The sequence below is a fragment of the Rossellomorea vietnamensis genome, assembly GCF_008180615.1.
Classification (GTDB): domain Bacteria; phylum Bacillota; class Bacilli; order Bacillales; family Bacillaceae_B; genus Rossellomorea; species Rossellomorea vietnamensis_D.
On sequence record NZ_VTEH01000001.1, the window covers coordinates 408,171 to 426,020 of the forward strand.

The following is a 17,850-nucleotide window of genomic DNA, read 5'->3' on the forward strand; positions in this document are numbered from 1 at the left end:
TGTGAGTATAGTAATAGTGGCAATGTATTAAGATACGTTCTGAAGCGGCGATGAAGACAGCATCTTAGGATGTACTATGCAATTGAAGCTGTCATCAGCAGAGAAGGCAATTCTTTGAAAGACTATCAGGCCTTTGGGGCACCTCCAGACATCTTTTCCTTTTCTAATTCTGATTGAATCCGGCTTATAGGCAATGAGCAGCTGATTCTTTTTTCCAATTGATTGGGCCGGAACAAACCGCACCCGCTCTTCCCATTGGGGAGGAAGAGAATGATCCCCGCTCATAAAGCGATCATTATCTTCAGATAAATGAAGAATATCATCAGGTACTCTTCCTTCAAGCTTTTCAGTAGAAATCAGCATGACAGGGCTCTTGCTTAATGGGTCATATAATTGGTTACCGCTGTCTACGAGACCTTTTAATTGAAGTTTCAACCCATCAATCTCGATTTCGACTTCCACAAGCTCATCGTATTGGATTTTAACGGTTTCGATACTATTTATGCGATTGCGGGCAAAATACCAGGAAGCAGGCAAGGCGAACATGACAAAGACCCAGCTGATTGGATCACCAAAACCTTTTACGCTCGCCAGGAACATTGAGGACTGAAGACTGTTATCGAACCTCAGAAAGTAATGAACGCCAATCAATATTCCACCGGTTAGGAATGTGGAAAAATAGAGCATCAGCAAGTTTCCTGCGTAGAATCGAAACCGCTTGAAGCCAAAAGCAGTAAAAACCATTATCATTGAAAAAAAGAGTTTCATCAGCGGATGTCCGCTTATATGGGCATAAGATGTAAAGGAAAATAACACGATTAATGACCCGAAGAAACCTCCTAAAATAATCCTCCACCATATTAGATGTCTTTTTAAAAACACTGCGGTCATTACCAGCAGAATGCTGTCTATCAAAAAATTTAATAGCCAAATGACATCTAAATACAGAACCAATCTCTTCCCTCCTTTTGTTCTATTTCCTACTGTTACGAGAAGTATATCGTACATACTCTCATGAAGTGTGTCACTTTCTGTAAGGAATGAAGTGAAACTTTTCATACTCTCGTTCGAATATTGTCTAAATACTTTTATAAAAATATGGCTCTTGTTCGTTCTATATGGAAATTAGCAATCGACGCAGAAACTATTTCAAAACACAAAAAGACCCAAGGAAGTTTCCTTGGGTCTTTAGAATACATTAGTTTATCTGCGGCGGTTGCGATTTCTTAGGAACGTTGGAATGTCCAATGTTTCCTCCACTCCCTGTCCGCTTGAACGGGAAGGCTCTTGCTGCTGAGGTTCCTCCCTCTTCGGCTCACGCTTTGGTGCTGGCTGGCTTGTATTATTATTATTGCTGGAAGGTTTCATACCGCCGAAAGATGGTCTTGACGGTTTTGGCTGGACAGCTTCTTCATTGAAACCAGTTGCAATGACAGTAACCACGATATCATCTTTCAATTCTTCATTGATGACAGAACCGAAGATCATATTCACTTCCTGGTCTGATGCAGATGCTACGATATCCGCCGCTTCCTGAACTTCATACAGGGAAAGGTTCGTTCCACCTGTGATATTCATGAGGACACCTTGAGCGCCATCGAGAGACGTTTCCAGCAATGGACTCGAGATGGCTTTCTTCGCTGCCTCGGTAGCACGGTTTTCACCAGATGCCGCACCGATCCCCATTAAGGCAGATCCTTTATTGGACATGATGGTTTTCACGTCAGCAAAGTCGAGGTTGATCAGTCCTGGTGTAGCTATCAGATCGGAAATACCCTGAACACCTTGTCGTAGAACATTGTCAGCTTCACGGAACGCTTCAAGCATTGGAGTACTCTTATCGACAATTTCAAGCAGACGGTCATTCGGAATGACGATTAAAGTATCCACTGCTTCTTTCATTGCTCCGATTCCCCCGCTTGCTTGCGTGGAACGTTTGCGGCCTTCAAAGGTAAACGGGCGAGTAACAACACCGACAGTCAAGGCACCGATTTCACGTGCGATACTTGCAATGACAGGAGCTGCACCAGTTCCTGTACCGCCGCCCATTCCTGCAGTTACGAAAACCATGTCCGCCCCCTTCAGTGCTTCCTCAATCTGCTCTTTGCTTTCTTCGGCAGCCTTCTTGCCGACTTCTGGATTAGCCCCTGCTCCAAGTCCTCTTGTCAGTTTGCCGCCGATTTGCATTTTAATCTCAGCTTTGGACAAGTTAAGTGCCTGGGCATCAGTATTGACCGCTATGAATTCTACTCCTTGTACACCATGCTCAATCATTCGATTGACGGCATTGTTTCCGCCGCCTCCTACTCCGATTACTTTAATGGTGGCTAATGAATCTAAATTTGTATCAAACTCTAACATGAAACATCCTCCTAATTCCTCGATTCTCAACCTATTTGAAACTATTCAAAAAAGTAGCCGAAAAACTTCTTCATTTTTGATGACACTTTTTCATCGTCTGGCTTGTCCGTTTTTGGTTTTGGTTTTGGTTTTGGCTTTTCTGTCTGTTCAGGTTTCTTTGTATTGCGCTTTTCAGCAGGTTCTGCAGGAACAGGGGACGTACTGACGCTTCTGCCTTGCAATCTAGCATTCTTATGAGCATATTTAATCAGCCCGACAGACGTTGTATATTGTGGTTCACGAACGCCAATATAATCAGGGACAGCTACTCTGACACGGTTCTGGAAGACCAGCTGTGACAGCTCGAGCACTCCTGGAAGGTTGGCAATACCGCCTGTGAGCACATAGCCGCCAGGCAGATCATGGACACCCATCCTTCTTAACTCCTGCCCAATTATATCGAAAATTTCTTCTAATCTAGCTTCTATGATATCAGAAATTTCAAGCTGGTTAAATTGTTGATGCTGATCACTGCCGATAATCGGTACACTGAACACTTCATCTTCGGAAGCATGGTCATAAAAGGCATGACCATATTTTACTTTAATCATCTCGGCATCCTCGGTGGAAGTCCTTAATCCGATCGATAAATCCTTAGTGATATGCTCCCCGCCTACTGGAAGAACAGAAGCCGCTTTGATATGTCCTTGTTCAAAGACTGCAATAGTTGTCGAGCCTCCGCCAATATCGATTAAAGCCGCTCCAAGGCTTTGTTCATCCTTGGAGAGGGCAATGGAGCCTGAGGCAAGCGGCTGCAGAACAATATCCATAATCTCCAGTCCTGCTTTTTCCACGCAGCGCAGTGTATTATGTAAAAGTGTTTTGGATCCTGTTATGATTGTTCCTTCCATTTCCAGCCTTACACCAATCATCCCTCTTGGGTCAGTGATTTCGTCCAGGCCATCTACAATGAATTGTTTAGGAATGACATTGACAATTTCCCTTTCAGGAGGGATAGAGATGACTTGTGCAGCTTCCATGACACGTGCCACATCTTCATCTGTAATTTCCCTGTTCTCGCTTGATACAGCCACTACACCATGGCACGTTTGGAGGGCGACTCCGTTTCCAGGGATCCCGACGATTACCTGGTTGATATTTATTCCGACCATCCTTTCCGCTTGCTCGACGGCCTTTTTGATTGATTGAACAGTTTCATCGATATCTACGATGGATCCTTTTCGGATTCCTTGAGATTTGACATTTCCAACACCGATAATATTCAGGGAATCATTCGACATTTCTCCGATGATCACTTTCACTGTGGATGTACCGATGTCTAGACTTACGAAAATTTCATTGCTGTTCACTCTGTGGCACCTCCTTCAAATAGTATTCATTATAGAACAACAACTTTACAAAAGTTGAATTTTGAATATATCTTATAAAAATATTCGTCGCTTTTAAAAGATTCCCTTTTAAATTTTCAATTTTTTTCTTTTTTTTCGCTATTAGCACTCCAATTGCTTATCAAAATCCTGCGGATAACCGCGATATTCTGGAACAGCCTGACACCAAAAGCGAAAACAGCTGCTAAATATAAGTCTACACCAAGATGGACACCTAGAAAAGCCAAACTTGCAGCCAAGATGATATTAAAGAAAAAACCAGAGACAAATACTTTATCATCATAAATATTTTGGAGGTGGGCTCTGATCCCACCAAACAATGTATCGAGAGCTGCTAATACCGCAATGGATAAGTAATTCGAATATTCATCTGGAATCCTGATATCGGTAAGCAATCCAAGGATCACTCCTAGCAGCAACCCTAAAACGGGCAGCCACATGCTGTTAACTCCCTCCTTCTATAACAGGCTCCATATGGCGGACCCTGATGGTGTCTCCGTAAGCCGGAACGGTCAGGTTTTCCCTTGGAGGACCGATATTGACCCTGAGATTATCAATGAAAAAATCTTCTATTGCCCGGGAAACCTGCATGCGGTTATATAAATCTTCCGCTTTCTCCTGATTCAATGTCAGAACCTTTACTTCAAACGGAATGGAATTGATCGGGTAACCATCTATTTTGGTTTCGCCGTTGATATCCCTTATTACAGATGTATTGATTAGACGGTGTCCGTCAATGGAGATATCCTGTGCACCATAACGATTCAACTCATTGATCAACCTTTCAAGAAGTTCCGGGGAGACCGATTGAACTTTAACGCCAAGCAGCATTTCTTCGGTGGAAGGTTCTACTGTCAGCACCAATCCAGGCCCGCTTTTCTCCAGAAGGCCCGCTTCCTGCTTAAGTTCATCTAATGTCTCCCTTAAAGCCTGCTCCCGGCTCGTCTGTCTTTCCGTTTCATATTTCTCCAGCTTTTCATTAATTGACTGAAGTTCTTGCAGAAGGCTGCCCGCCGCGTCATTTTCATTTTGTATCGCTTCTCTTAATTCCCAAATATCCCTGGTATCCCTGATCACCGGTTCTTGAACAGTCTGGAATTGGACAGCCACCATGAATCCGATAATCAAAGTAATTAGAGTAAAGCTCACTTTATTGCCCACTCTTGCTCACCTTGCTTTCTTTGTTCCCGGCACAGGAGTTACTATGTTCACGATTCACTGATCACAGGCTCCAGTATCAATTTACTTTCTTTTCTGAGGCTGAAATCTATGTTGTCGTTTACTAATTGGTCTTTCACACCGCCTGTTAAGTTCAAAGCTGATGCTAATACTTCAGTGTCCCCGATAGCCGTAATTTCAAATGGAGCAGCAGAGGCCACTCCGTCAACTGTGATAACCGGTCCGGTGCAAAGGATATAAGAATCATGCTTAAGCCTTTGGCCGTTGATTGCGACAGCCGATGCTCCAGCAATATATAGTTCGTTAATCACTTTAAATACATGATGCTCATGAACGATATAGTTGTTCACATTAGGATCATCAGGATTATATTGAGAGTCGGAAAGAGTCACACTGACACCCGGTCCCTCTACTTTCACTTTTCCCAAAAACATTCTGTACTTCTCTGTGTCCTCTGCAAGATTGAAGTAAATCTGTTTCTCCTGGGACAATTCCTTTTCAATGTCAACGACCTTTTGCTGTTTATCAAAAATTTCTTTCTGTAATTCTGAATTTTTTTCCTGGTGGTCGATAAGCTGGCTGCGGAGCTCATCTTCCCTTTCCCACTGCCCATCAGTAATCCGTGTTCCTTCCTTCCTTTCAGAGTTTGCAATACTGTAAGAGAAGGCAAGGATGAACCCTAGAACCAGGCATACCAGCGAGAGGACGACGTGCCTAACTTTCACTTTCATTTTCATCGGCCGCAGGATCTCCTTCCTTTTCATATTCTCTGAAATAAGAGCCGACTTCCAAGTCGATAACTCCTTTGGCTGATTCATCGAGCTGGCTTACGATGGAAGGGTAATGGATCATTTTCTCAGAAAAAGTCCTAATTGAAGCACTGACCTCAAAACCGTCATTCATATACAATGAAACATGGTACTGATCCGTTTTCTTAGGTGCAAGGACGATTTCAGAAATTGAATTCTTGATCTCAGAAGGGAGAATGTTAAGTTCACTAACCATTTCTTTTAATATCTTATCTTCTTTGAAACCATTCAGAATCGGTGCGTCCGTTGGCAGTGCATCCAAGGTCCTTGAATCCAGAAGCTCTCCATTTTCTAGTATAGGATAGAACCGGCTCTCATTGATCAGGTATGCGGCTTTTTCATATTCATTGACGTGGATTGTTACTGTGTTAGGGAGCTTAAGCTTTACTTCTGCTCCAGCTATCTCGGCAATGGCTCTCAGCTCTTCTTCTGCCTTAGACCTGTCAACACTCCAGACATTCATGCCTTCTTCTACTGAGACCTCCTTAAGTATGGAGTCATCAGAAACTAATTGGTTTCCTGATAATACTATTTCCTTCACATGACTTAAAGAGGACTGAAAATACACAACCGCCAGCACTAAAAGAAGAAATAGTGATAACAAAAAAGTTAATCTCCGGTTAGCCTTTTTCTTACGGTGCTGCTTCAGTTTTGGTATCCGTTCCTCCAAGGACACAATTTTTCCTTTGTCCATATTTTTCTTTCCCCTCCAATAATCTCACCATGAAGCAAAAAGGCAGGCATTCCATCAAGACCATGCAGATCTATTCTGCTCATCTTATCAGCACCTGATGGCCCCTGCCGGGAACAGCATTTATTTCCAACTGATTTAGAAAACCTGCCACTCTTTTTGCACTGACTGGAAAAGGGATGTCCTTTTCTCTTTATGTAAGGCTCTATCCATAACTTTGCGGCTAGTTGTTATTTATTTTGAAAGACAGCGCCATAAGTAACCGGAAAAATTCTGTTAAGCAAGTGAGCAAAGAGTTTATCTCTTCTTCAGTGCGAAACTTGGTATCCCAAAGTGATTTCCGGTTTTTGGAACACTTTCAACAAGCCGCACATATGCGAAAACAGCCCTATGTTAATATATGCTTATTATTAATTGACCCAGACAATGGAATCAACTCTGCAAATATTCTAATTCAATAACTATATTCTATATGAAGGGAAAAGATGATTAAAGAGGTTAGACCATTATTTTCGCAATATTTTTCTATTTTTTGTATTTTGGGATGCACTATCCCCTTTGAAGATGAACTTATGCGATAAATACCTCCATAATTTTCCTGATAATGTCATCATAACCAGCTCAGCCTTACAAAAGCAAGGCTCTACAGCGTATTCCCTATACTACTATACTTTAAACGTCAGCGGGCTTTGATTTTTAGAATGTCATTGAACTGTAAATTAGCTAATGTATTTTGTTACATGATTAATCTGCCGGAGAGATTATCTTGTATTACAAATCTCCGAAAAAGAACCGAAACCCAGAATCATCTGAGTTTCGGTTCTTTTAAGATAGTTTAGCGATTATGGTATGGCTTTACTTTGGTGAATTATTCCAGTCACCCTGTTTCTTAAAAGCTCAGTGAACGATGGGTAAACTCATTGTTCTTAATTAAGGCTTCTGTTAATACCTGGCGTACCGGCTGATGTTTAAAAGGACCCCCACCGCCAGGAGCATCAGTGTTAAAGAAGATCCGCCATAACTCAGGAACGGAAGGGTAATACCAGTTACCGGCATTAAGCCGGTGACCACCCCGACATTAATCATGACCTGGATGGCAATCATCGAAACAATTCCGACAGCGAGGAAACTTCCGTACAAATCAGGAGCTCCCAGTGCAATTCTGATTCCCCTCCATAAAAGGAGTGAGAAGAGCAAGAGGACTAGACTGCCGCCGATAAATCCCAATTCCTCTGCCAGAATCGCAAAGATGAAATCGTTTTGAGGTTCTGGTAAATAAAAGAATTTCTGCCTGCTTTCTCCCAGGCCCAGACCAAGCAGTCCACCTGGGCCTATCGCATACAGAGACTGAATCATTTGAAACCCGCTGCCCAATGGGTCTTCCCACGGATCAAGAAAGGATGTTATTCGTTTGATTCGATACGGAGCGGACAGCACCAGAGCTGCAAATCCAGCAAGTCCAGCAAGTCCCATCATGGCAAAATGGCTGATTTTTGCGCCTGCGATAAAAACCATAACGACTGCAGTTCCGACCATGACTGTCCCTGTACCTAAGTCCGGCTGAAGCATAATCATGCCAAAAGCCATAAATACCAGGAACAGCGAAGGGACAAGACCCTTACGGAATGAGGTTATGTACTTCTGATTTTCAGATAAAAACTTTGCAAGAAAAGCAATCATGGCAAGTTTCATAAATTCAGAAGGCTGTATGGAGAATGCTCCGACGCCAATCCAGCTTCTTGAACCATTACGGAGAACCCCTACACCTGGAATCAGAACCAGAACAAGAAGGACAAAGCAGACAATAATGATCACTTTCCCCCAAGTCCGCCATGTCCAGTAATCAACATTCATGATAAAAAACATGGCCAATATTCCCACTCCGGCGAACAGCATCTGCCGTTTGGCAAAGAAGAAGGTATCGTCGAATTTGTAATCCGCCCACACAGCGCTCGCGCTGTATACCATAATAAGCCCAATGGCCAGCAGTGATAGTGTTACAACAATCAAAATGAAGTCGGGAGTTGATTTTTTCAAAGGCAATCCTAACACCTCGATAGACTTATTTGAGCCGTTTCGAGCAATCAAAACCTTTGATTTTCGCTGTCAAGACAAAATGTTGTTCCTCTTATTGCTCCAAAATAGACAAGCCCTTATTTAAGCTTATGCACCTCATCTATAAAAATGTCACCGCGGACTTCAAAAGTACGGTATTGATCCCAGCTTGCGCAGGCAGGCGAGAGCAGGATCACATCACCTTCTTCGGAAATTGAATAAGCGGCAGGTACTGCAGCCTCCACATTATCGACATGTTTTACTATTTGTATCCCTGCTCTTTCCGCTGTCTCCATCAATTTTGAAGCTGTTTCCCCAAAAGTAATCAGAGCTTTTATATTTTTCATATAAGGAATGAGTTCATCGAAGCTGTTTCCTCTGTCCAGTCCGCCTGCCAGCAGGATCGTCGGCTGTTCAAAAGCCTCCAGGGCACTTTTCGCAGCCAAAACATTAGTTGCTTTTGAATCATTGTAAAAAGATCTGCCATTCAAAGAACGTACAAATTGGGTTCTATGTTTCACACCAGTAAATGTCTTCAGGACCTCTTCTATCTCTGCGTTTCCTACACCGCTTAATTTTGCCGCTATAACAGCGCAAAGAATGTTTTCCAAGTTGTGTTTTCCCGGGAGGGCGATTGAGTCTGTATCCATGATTCTTTCATTGTTATAGTAAATGGCACCATCTATGATGCTTGCCCCTTTTTCAAGAACCATCTTGGTGGAAAAGTAAATTTTTTCTGCTTTTGAGAAACTTAGAAGTTCTTCCAGCCCAGGCTGGTCCGCATTGATGACAAGGAAATCTTCTTCTGTCTGATTAGCGGTGATATTTGCTTTTGCTTTGGCATAATCTTCAATTGAGCCATGATAATCCAAATGCGCTTCATAGAGATTAATGAAAATACTGATCTTCGGACGGAAAGATTCTATCCCCATCAGTTGAAAGGAAGAAAGTTCAATGACGATATTATTTTCTTCATCAGCCTCCTGAGCTACTTCAGAAGCAACCGTCCCGATATTCCCCGCAATTAACGGCAGTTTGCCGCCTTTGTTCAGCATTTCAAATACCAGCGTCGTTGTGGTTGTCTTACCGTTTGTCCCTGTGATCCCGATAAAAGGTGCCTCTGATACCAGGTAGGCAAGTTCCACTTCTGTAAGCACAGGAATACCTTTTGCAGCAGCACCGCTTACAAGCGGATTGTCATAAGGGATACCGGGATTTTTGACAATATAGTCAAACCCCTCATCCAGCAGTTCTATCGGATGGCTCCCGCAGATGACTTTGATCCCCTGCTGCAAAAGACCTTGAGCTTCAGGGTTTTCGGAAAAAGGCTTCCTGTCATTGACAGTTACGAATGCTTCCAATTTATGCAGCAGCGAAGCCGCACTGACCCCGCTTTTTGCCAGCCCTAATACCAATACTTTTTTATGTTTGAATTTTTGTGTTTTTTTCAATTAGATCCACACCTCGATATAAATTCCTAATACTGCACAAAGCAGTCCTACCGTCCAGAAAGTCACGACGACTCTCCATTCAGACCAGCCCACCAGTTCATAGTGGTGATGAAGCGGACTCATTTTGAATACCCGCTTCCCTGTAGTCTTGAAAGAAATTACCTGAATTATGACAGATAGTGTTTCAATTACAAAAACTCCGCCTATCAATACCAGCAGAATTTCAAGCTTGGTCAGGATAGCTATGGCTGCAATTGCCCCTCCCAGAGCAAGCGACCCTGTATCTCCCATAAATACCTTTGCGGGATGCGCGTTAAAGACGAGGAAGCCAAGCACAGCGCCGACTACTGCGACCGCAAATATGGAAACATCATATTGAGATTGATTCCACGCAAGCACAGCAAGTGCCCCGAAAGCAATGGCCGATGTACCAGAAACCAGTCCATCCAATCCATCTGTTAGATTTACTGCGTTCGAAAAACCGACAAGCCAGAAAATGATGAAGAACACATAAAACCACCCCAGATCGACACTGATATCAGTCAACGGAATGGAAACAGTCGAAGCAAAATCATTTTGCTGATAAATAAAAAAGAAAATGGCTGAAATCACAATTTGCCCGGCAAGTTTTTGTTTAGAAGTCAAGCCGAGATTTCTCTTCATCACCACTTTAATGAAGTCATCAAGAAAACCTAAAATACCAAAGCCGGCTGTTACGAGAAGCAGCAGGAAGGTTTCTGCACCAATTTCTGAATATCTGCTTGTTATGAATAACGTTGTTATAATGATAGACAACAGGAACACAAGCCCTCCCATTGTTGGGGTTCCGGACTTCTTCTGATGTGATTTCGGCCCTTCTTCCCTAATGCTCTGGCCGAATTTCAACCTTCTTAGAAACGGAATGAAGACGGGAGAGAGCACGACCGTTACAAGGAATCCCATAAGGATTGTATAAAAAATAACATTCTCCATTATCTGAAGTCCCCTCCCTTCGTCAGCAGTGATCTATAAGCAAGATCCCTGGTTTCTGAATATTGTAATCGATTGGTAATTGTATAAGTTTCATTCTTTTCTTTGTCTCTAAAGATAAATTTTGTCATCGTTCCCCACTCTTCTTGTTTCGTATTGTAGTAGTAATGATCGAGAATCGTTAGTGCAGCAATTGTTAGATTGTCAGTCAGGAATAACGGAAAATGATTGGGCAGCCAGGCAGGCAATTCAGCCGCCTTCATCCATAGAGATCCTATTGCTCCTTTATGTATGGCCTCAAACAGGTCCCTGTCCGAAGAAGGGATAAAGAGGCCCATAGGCATATCTTCCGTTGTTTCTCCAGTCACAATGGAGAAATTAAGACCGCTTTCCTTAATCCCCCTTGATTCAGAGACGAAATTCTCAACATCTGCATAGCTCAGCATCATTGAAGCCTCTTAATTGCAGCCCTTGCAGCTTCTCTGTCATCGAAATGCGTAACACTGTCTCCAATGATTTGATAAGCTTCATGGCCCTTGCCTGCTATGAGGATCACATCTCCCTTGCCCGCTATGGAAACAGCATGGTTTATAGCTTCCTTCCGGTCAGCCAGGACACAATAATTTGAGTGCTTTAAACCCTCGGTCATATCTGATAGGATTTCCATGGGGTCTTCATTCCTGGGATTATCCGAAGTGAAAATAACTCTATCTCCGTAATCGCAAGCGATTTGTGCCATAACCGGCCTTTTGGTTTTATCCCTGTCGCCTCCGCACCCCACGACAACAATCACCTTTTCATCGGTTATGCTTTCAATCGTCTTTAAAACATTTTCCAGGCTGTCAGGCGTATGGGCATAGTCAACAATCACAGAAAAATCCTGGCCTGCTTCCACACGTTCAAACCTTCCGCTCACCCCTTTGATGGATTGAATGGATGACTTGATTTCCTTTAACGAAATTCCAGAGATATAAGCCGAGGCAGAGGCGGCAAGAACATTGTAAATATTGAATTCCCCGGCCAATTGAATATTCATGTCGATGCTTTCCTTAGGCGTGACCATTGTAAAGGAAGATCCATTGTGGCGCAGGTTAATATCCTTGGCATGAAAATCTGCCTTGGAATTGAGACCGTATGTAATAACATGAGCCGCCGTTGAATGAATAAAGAAATCAGCAGAAGGATCGTCGAGATTAATGACGGAATATTTGGGCTGCCCCTCCACAAATGAATTCCCAAGCTGGGAAAACAGCAGGCTTTTGGCACTCTTATATTCTTCCATAGTTCGATGATAATCCAAATGATCCTGTGTGATGTTGGTAAAAACGGCTATATCAAAGTCACACCCGTGCACCCGTCCCTGATACAGAGCATGAGATGATACCTCCATGACTGCCTGTTTGACCCCTGACGTGATAAAATCATGGAAAATCTGCTGCAAAGTAAGACTGTCGGGTGTCGTATTCTTGCTTGCTGCCACTTCATCTCCTGTTTTCACATATAAGGTGCCGATTAAACCTGTTTTATCACCCTTAGTGCTGAAAATCCTTTCGATAAGGTGGGTGGTCGTAGTCTTTCCATTCGTACCGGTGACTCCAATCAGCTTCAGCTGCTTGGAAGGCTCGTTATAAAACCGGCATGACAGGACCGCCATCGCCCTTCTGGAATTCTTCACAATGACCACCGGAACATCCACATCCAGCTCCTGTTCGGAAACAACAGCTGCTGCGCCGGAGATAACTGCTTCTTTTGCTAGAGTATGGCTGTCCACATCAGACCCTTTTATACAAAAAAATAAATCACCATTTTGAACTTTTTTATGATGGTTTTTTAAGTTTGCAATTTCAGGATTGTCATTGCCCTTGATTGTGTAGAACGGCAATACTTCCAGCAAAGTGTGCAATTTCATCTTTTCAACTCCTCATGTATGTAAAGCAACCATTTTTTATTTTACAGAAAAACACCGCCGAAATCTATTAACCAGTTAGATTAGTTTTTGACATTTTCCCAAGATAACACGGCAACTTGGATTCAACAGCTGTCAAAATGACCCTTCATTTTTAGATTATGTTCAGAAAACAAAAGAAATGAGTGATTATCAGGGAATATGCCCGAAACCGATAACCGAGTTCAGTTTCGGCTTCAGGCTGACAGCAAACTCTTCTTCCTGGTGAATCACTCTGACATTTGAATTCTTATGGTACCGCCTTCTTTAATTTTCACTCCTGGATCAGGAGACTGCGCTACAACCTTATTTCCTTCGCCGCTGATGTCCAGCTTCAAATTGATGAGCTGCTGCTGCAATTCTTTTCTAGTAAATCCTATAAGATCAGGTGTCTCCAGCAAAGGAGTATCCAGCCATGTCATTTTTTTCTCAATTTGATCCTCCCGAGGAGGGACTCCCATCGCCCGCAGGCTGTCTCCAATGATATTCCCAACAATAGGAGCAGCCACCACCCCGCCGAACTGCACAGTTCCTTTTGGATTGTCCACCGCAAGATAAACAACAATTTCCGGTTTATCTGCAGGAGCAAACCCGAGGAAGGAAACGATGTGATTATTTTCCATATAACGTCCGTCTTTTACCTTCTGCGCTGTCCCGGTTTTACCGCCCACTCTATATCCATCAACAAATGCACCTTTTCCAGTTCCTTGTGCCACTACACTCTCCAAGGCATACCGGATTTCTTCTGAGGTTTCTTTAGAGATGACCTGCTTTTTTGCCTGTGGTGAATTTCTCATAACCACTTCTCCTGTCTTCGGATCCACGAGTTCTTTTGCCACATACGGCTGATAAAGAGTCCCTCCATTGATTGCCGCCGAAACGGCTGCAACCTGCTGTATAGGTGTAACCGCAACACCCTGGCCGAAAGCGGTGGTTGCCTGTTCAACCGGCCCTACCCGGTCCAGATTAAATAGAAGCCCCTTCCCTTCACCTTGCAGATCGATTCCAGTCTTCTGGCCGAACCCAAAGTCTTTGATATACTTGAACAGCGTTTCCTTGCCAAGCCTTTCGCCCAGTTCTACAAACCCAGGGTTACAGGAATTCTGGACAACTTCCAGGAAGGTTTGAGTCCCATGTCCCCCTCTCTTCCAGCAATGGAGGGTGGAACCCGCAACCTCGACGTGTCCTGGATCATGGAACTTTTCTTTAGTCAGATCTACTTTATTCTCTTCAAGAGCCGCTGCCAGCGTGATGATTTTAAAAGTGGAGCCCGGCTCATAAGTGCTCCATATAGGCAGGTTTCGATTGTAAATCTCCTGAGGGACGTTCCTGAAGTTGGCCGGGTCAAAGGTCGGCCTGCTTGACATTGCTAATATTTCTCCATTATTCGGATTCATTGCAATGGCGATAATCCCATCTGGATTGTATGCCGCTTCTGCAATATCTAGCTCCCTTTCAATGATAGTCTGGACTTTGGTGTCGATGGTCAATTTGAGGTCCAGTCCATCCACCGGGGCAGCATAATCATCAGCCATATCCGGCATACGTTTCCCTTTAGCGTCTGAGAAGAATTTCACCGAACCGCCATCCCCGCTTAATTCTTTATCATAAAAAAGTTCCAGGCCCATTAATCCCTGATTATCGACCCCTGCAAAACCGAGCACATGTGACAAATAACTTCCAAAAGGATAATACCTCTTGGAATCCTCAGCTATGTAAACTCCTTTGAGGTTCAGGTCTCTGATTTCCTTAGCTTTTTCATAGGAAATCTTCCTCGCTTCGTTGATTCTTACCATAGATGCGGATTTTGTTACATATTTATAGATTTCCTCCAAGGGCAGATTAAGCGCGGCTGCCAGCTTTTCTGCTGTTTTGGCGGGATCCGTTATCTGCCTGGGAACAACAAAGACAGTCGGAGCGCTCTGGTTGGTTGCAAGCTCCACACCGTTTTTATCCAATATCTTTCCCCTTTCAGGTTCGAAAGGAATGTTCCTGCTCCAGGAATCCTTCGCCAGGCCTGTCAGCTTGTCCCCCATAAAAAACTGGACATACCCTAGTCTCACATCTATAATCGCAAATATTAAAATCCCCATAACCAGAGCAAACGCCAGCCTCTTCCTCACCGTTACATTCGATACTCTCTTCACACGTAGAACCTCCCCTTATTTGGCTCGTTCAATTATATGCCTGTACAAGTGGAAGTATGATAGGAATAACACTTCAGAGAAGACGGGCAACATTTCCCGGGGAACTGATCTCAGAAGAAAATGGAGTGTTGTTAGAAGTAAAGAATTTGGCTGCGTGAAAGAAAAGTAGTATCACATTAGATCAGCAAGTTAAACAGCTATTGCTTTCTGCTTTTCTTAACTTCAATCTTTTCTAAACAGCAAAAAGCCGGAGATTCATCTCTCCGGCCTTCCTGCTAGTTCAATGGGGCTTCTTCGTCGGTCTCACTATCATTCTTCTCTTTTTCCAGCTGCTGTTCCGGGGTCTCGAATGTTACTACAAGAGGCTCAGCTTCATTAATCGCTGTACCGGGCGTAATATTTTGATTGGTAACATACCCAGTGCCTACCATGTTCAGTTTCAAGTTGGCCATTTTAGTTACCTTCAGCACATCCCTGACTGACCAGCCTTTCATATCCGGAATAGTCAGGTTCCCATCGGTACGCAGAACGATTCTTTCCCCTTGCAGGAGTTCTTCACCAGGTGAGGCAGACTGTTTCTGAACCTTGGAACCCTCCCCGAGGATAATTGGATTGAGTCCTGACTCTTTCAGCTGTTTCTTCGCCTTCTCTACAGGAACTCCCGTAAGATCGGCTGCTTTAGCTTTTTTCAGGCTTTTATTCTCTTCCGGTTTAATATTAAGATATTTCAAGCTGTTGAGCATTACCGGGTTGAAGACACCTGAAACAGGGTCTGAACCGATTTCACTAGTTTTCAAACTAGGCTTTTTGATAGCTACATACACAATCAGCTGCGGGTCATCGGCTGGTGCCATTCCGAGAAAGGAGAATAAATAGTTTTCTTTTCCTATTTCATATCCTCCATTTTCATAATCTGGAATTTGAGCAGTACCGGATTTCCCTGAAACATCATAACCATCTATAGCAAATCTGCGGCCTGTTCCATCATCAGCAGTAACTGTAGTCGCAAGGTATTCTCTCACCTTTTTAGCTGTTTCAGCCGAAATAGGTGTCCCCGCAACCTCGGGTTCTGTTTTCTTTATCGTCTCATTGGTATTATGATCAACGATTTCAGAAATGATATACGGCTTCATCATTTTTCCATCATTCGCTATAGCTGTTTCGGCTTGTATAATCTGCAGCGGAGTGACGGTGGTACCTTGCCCAAAGATTGTTGTATACTTCTCAATTGGATAATGATAAAGGATTTGCCCTGTTGTTTCGTTTGGAAGGTCAATACCTGTCTTCCGGCCAAATCCGAAAGCATCAAGATACTCCCTGAAGCGGTCCTCTCCGATTTTATCAAGAAGCTTTGCAAAAGCTACATTTGAGGATTGCTGGACACCTTCAAGATAGGTGATCGTTCCCCACCCATCACCATTATTGTGGTCGCGGATTGGCACCGAATTTCCTTCCAGAAAGTATTTTCCAGATTCATAATACTCATTAGGATTAAAAGCACCTTCTTCGACTGCTGCGGCCAAAGAGAAGCTTTTCATGGTGGATCCTGGCTCATAGGAAGTCTCGACAATATCATTCTGCCAAGATTGAAGATCTTCTCTTGTATCAGGATGAAAAGTGGGTCTCTGAGCCATGGCAAGGATTTTGCCGGTCTTCGGGTCGGCAACCACCGCCAGCATGTTTTCAGGTTTATATTGCTGATCAACTTTGCTCATCGTCTCTTCTAAGAAGGTTTGGATCTTTTTATCAATCGTCAGGTACACATCGTTACCATTTTGCGGAGGTGTGACATGCTCTTCTGTCTGCGGGAGAATGTATCCCCACTTATCGCTGTCATACTTTACCTTTCCGTTTTTTCCGGTCAGGTAGTCATTCAGGCTTTGCTCTATGCCCATCTTGCCGACAATCTCAGTAGTATTATCTTCTTTTTCTTCTTTTTGGGCAAAGCCTATCAAATGAGAAGAGAATACACCGTTAGGATAAAATCTCTTAGACTCTTTTACAAAATTGACACCAGGAAGGGCTTCTTTTTCAATAGCGAGCTTCAAACGATGTGATATGCCTCTCCCCACACTGCCAAACTCCACCTGAAATCTTTTTTCCTCCACTCCTTTGGAGAGCCGGGCGTACAGGTCAGACTCATCCGCCTCCAGTAAAGGAGCCAGAACTGCAGCGGTCTTTCTGATGTCTTGAACATGCTTAGGCTTTTCGCTATCCTGGGACACAGATTCGTCAAGAATTGCTACAAGGGTATAGGCGGATGTATCTTCGGCAATCACTTCACCTTTTTGATCATAGATTGTACCCCTTGCTGCTTCAAGAACCCCTGTCTTCAGGTACTTTTTGGCCGCTTGTGCAGCCAGAACCTTTCCATCCGCTTCCCCGGTAACCTGGATTGTCACAAAGCGAACCATCAAAACAAAAAAGAGCAGGCCGAAAAATCCAAAAAGGATGGCTGCTCCGATTCTCATTCCCGGTCTCTTTTTCATTGATTCTGCACAACCTTAACATTCTGTTCTTTTAAATCAAGACCCAGCTCTTTCGCTTTTTCCAAGATTCTTTCGTATGTACTCAGCTCGCTGACTTGCAGTTTAAGATCATTATTTGCTTTTTCCTGAACATCAATTTGAGACTGTACAACCTGAATTTCTTTATTGGCTTTATAGATTGAAGACTGGGTTGAGATTATGTTCACCGCCATAAAGCAAAACACTACCCCAATAAGCGCAACCAGAATTTTTTCCCCCGGGGTGATGAGGGGCCTTTCTTCCCTTACCGGGATGGTTTTTGGTTGCCGCTGCGGCTGCTGAACTGTCTGCTCACGGTACTTCCTTGCTAAATTGCTCACTCTCTCT

The 17,850-nt window shown here is 43.5% G+C and carries 15 protein-coding genes; all 15 read right to left on the reverse strand.

Going from position 1 to position 17,850, the window contains the following annotated elements:
* Nucleotides 1-27: 27 nt before the first annotated feature.
* Nucleotides 28-954 carry a sigma-E processing peptidase SpoIIGA gene (gene spoIIGA / locus FZC79_RS01980; RefSeq protein ID WP_148945205.1) on the reverse strand — a complete coding sequence of 309 codons (927 nt, stop codon included), beginning with the start codon at nucleotides 952-954 and terminating at the stop codon, nucleotides 28-30.
* Nucleotides 955-1,203: 249 nt separating this feature from the next.
* Nucleotides 1,204-2,361, reverse strand: coding sequence for a cell division protein FtsZ (ftsZ, locus tag FZC79_RS01985; RefSeq protein ID WP_148945206.1), 1,158 nt, complete (start codon nucleotides 2,359-2,361; stop codon nucleotides 1,204-1,206).
* Between the two features lie 41 nt (nucleotides 2,362-2,402).
* A complete protein-coding gene (gene ftsA, locus FZC79_RS01990) occupies nucleotides 2,403-3,710 on the reverse strand; it encodes a cell division protein FtsA (RefSeq protein WP_148945207.1) in 1,308 nt (435 codons plus the stop codon).
* Nucleotides 3,711-3,826: 116 nt separating this feature from the next.
* Nucleotides 3,827-4,189 (reverse strand): small basic family protein, encoded by a 363-nt coding sequence (locus FZC79_RS01995; protein WP_148940297.1) that lies wholly within the window; start codon nucleotides 4,187-4,189, stop codon nucleotides 3,827-3,829.
* Nucleotides 4,190-4,193: 4 nt separating this feature from the next.
* Entirely contained in the window at nucleotides 4,194-4,910 is a 717-nt protein-coding gene (locus tag FZC79_RS02000; protein WP_252183217.1) for a DUF881 domain-containing protein, read from the reverse strand.
* A gap of 47 nt (nucleotides 4,911-4,957) precedes the next feature.
* The gene (locus FZC79_RS02005; RefSeq protein ID WP_148945208.1) at nucleotides 4,958-5,665 is read right to left on the reverse strand and encodes a DUF881 domain-containing protein; all 708 of its coding nucleotides are present in this window, start codon (nucleotides 5,663-5,665) and stop codon (nucleotides 4,958-4,960) included.
* A complete protein-coding gene (locus FZC79_RS02010) occupies nucleotides 5,643-6,431 on the reverse strand; it encodes a cell division protein FtsQ/DivIB (protein ID WP_148945209.1) in 789 nt (262 codons plus the stop codon). Before FZC79_RS02010 ends, FZC79_RS02005 begins: the two co-directional genes overlap by 23 nt.
* 939 nt (nucleotides 6,432-7,370) lie before the next feature.
* Nucleotides 7,371-8,471, reverse strand: coding sequence for a stage V sporulation protein E (gene spoVE / locus FZC79_RS02015; RefSeq protein WP_148945210.1), 1,101 nt, complete (start codon nucleotides 8,469-8,471; stop codon nucleotides 7,371-7,373).
* A gap of 110 nt (nucleotides 8,472-8,581) precedes the next feature.
* Nucleotides 8,582-9,934 (reverse strand): UDP-N-acetylmuramoyl-L-alanine--D-glutamate ligase, encoded by a 1,353-nt coding sequence (murD, locus tag FZC79_RS02020; protein ID WP_148945211.1) that lies wholly within the window; start codon nucleotides 9,932-9,934, stop codon nucleotides 8,582-8,584.
* Nucleotides 9,935-10,909, reverse strand: coding sequence for a phospho-N-acetylmuramoyl-pentapeptide-transferase (gene mraY / locus FZC79_RS02025; protein WP_148945212.1), 975 nt, complete (start codon nucleotides 10,907-10,909; stop codon nucleotides 9,935-9,937).
* Nucleotides 10,906-11,352 carry a hypothetical protein gene (locus FZC79_RS02030; protein ID WP_187442610.1) on the reverse strand — a complete coding sequence of 149 codons (447 nt, stop codon included), beginning with the start codon at nucleotides 11,350-11,352 and terminating at the stop codon, nucleotides 10,906-10,908. The genes mraY and FZC79_RS02030 overlap by 4 nt, the downstream gene beginning before the upstream one ends.
* Entirely contained in the window at nucleotides 11,349-12,812 is a 1,464-nt protein-coding gene (locus FZC79_RS02035) for a UDP-N-acetylmuramoyl-L-alanyl-D-glutamate--2,6-diaminopimelate ligase (protein WP_148945214.1), read from the reverse strand. The genes FZC79_RS02030 and FZC79_RS02035 overlap by 4 nt, the downstream gene beginning before the upstream one ends.
* 266 nt (nucleotides 12,813-13,078) lie before the next feature.
* The gene (locus FZC79_RS02040; RefSeq protein WP_286365347.1) at nucleotides 13,079-14,995 is read right to left on the reverse strand and encodes a stage V sporulation protein D; all 1,917 of its coding nucleotides are present in this window, start codon (nucleotides 14,993-14,995) and stop codon (nucleotides 13,079-13,081) included.
* A 275-nt stretch (nucleotides 14,996-15,270) separates the two neighbouring features.
* Entirely contained in the window at nucleotides 15,271-17,484 is a 2,214-nt protein-coding gene (locus FZC79_RS02045; RefSeq protein WP_148945215.1) for a penicillin-binding protein, read from the reverse strand.
* Nucleotides 17,481-17,843 carry a cell division protein FtsL gene (ftsL, locus tag FZC79_RS02050; RefSeq protein WP_148945216.1) on the reverse strand — a complete coding sequence of 121 codons (363 nt, stop codon included), beginning with the start codon at nucleotides 17,841-17,843 and terminating at the stop codon, nucleotides 17,481-17,483. Before ftsL ends, FZC79_RS02045 begins: the two co-directional genes overlap by 4 nt.
* Nucleotides 17,844-17,850: the final 7 nt, after the last annotated feature.

What these genes read in the sequence shown, in the direction of transcription:
- ftsZ (WP_148945206.1), bottom strand. Translation starts at nt 2,361, where the DNA reads ATGTTAGAGTTTGATACAAATTTAGATTCATTAGCCACCATTAAAGTA.
- FZC79_RS01995 (WP_148940297.1), bottom strand. Translation starts at nt 4,189, where the DNA reads ATGTGGCTGCCCGTTTTAGGGTTGCTGCTAGGAGTGATCCTTGGATTG.
- FZC79_RS02005 (WP_148945208.1), bottom strand. Translation starts at nt 5,665, where the DNA reads ATGAAAATGAAAGTGAAAGTTAGGCACGTCGTCCTCTCGCTGGTATGC.
- FZC79_RS02010 (WP_148945209.1), bottom strand. Translation starts at nt 6,431, where the DNA reads ATGGACAAAGGAAAAATTGTGTCCTTGGAGGAACGGATACCAAAACTG.
- FZC79_RS02030 (WP_187442610.1), bottom strand. Translation starts at nt 11,352, where the DNA reads ATGATGCTGAGCTATGCAGATGTTGAGAATTTCGTCTCTGAATCAAGG.
- FZC79_RS02035 (WP_148945214.1), bottom strand. Translation starts at nt 12,812, where the DNA reads ATGAAATTGCACACTTTGCTGGAAGTATTGCCGTTCTACACAATCAAG.
- FZC79_RS02045 (WP_148945215.1), bottom strand. Translation starts at nt 17,484, where the DNA reads ATGAAAAAGAGACCGGGAATGAGAATCGGAGCAGCCATCCTTTTTGGA.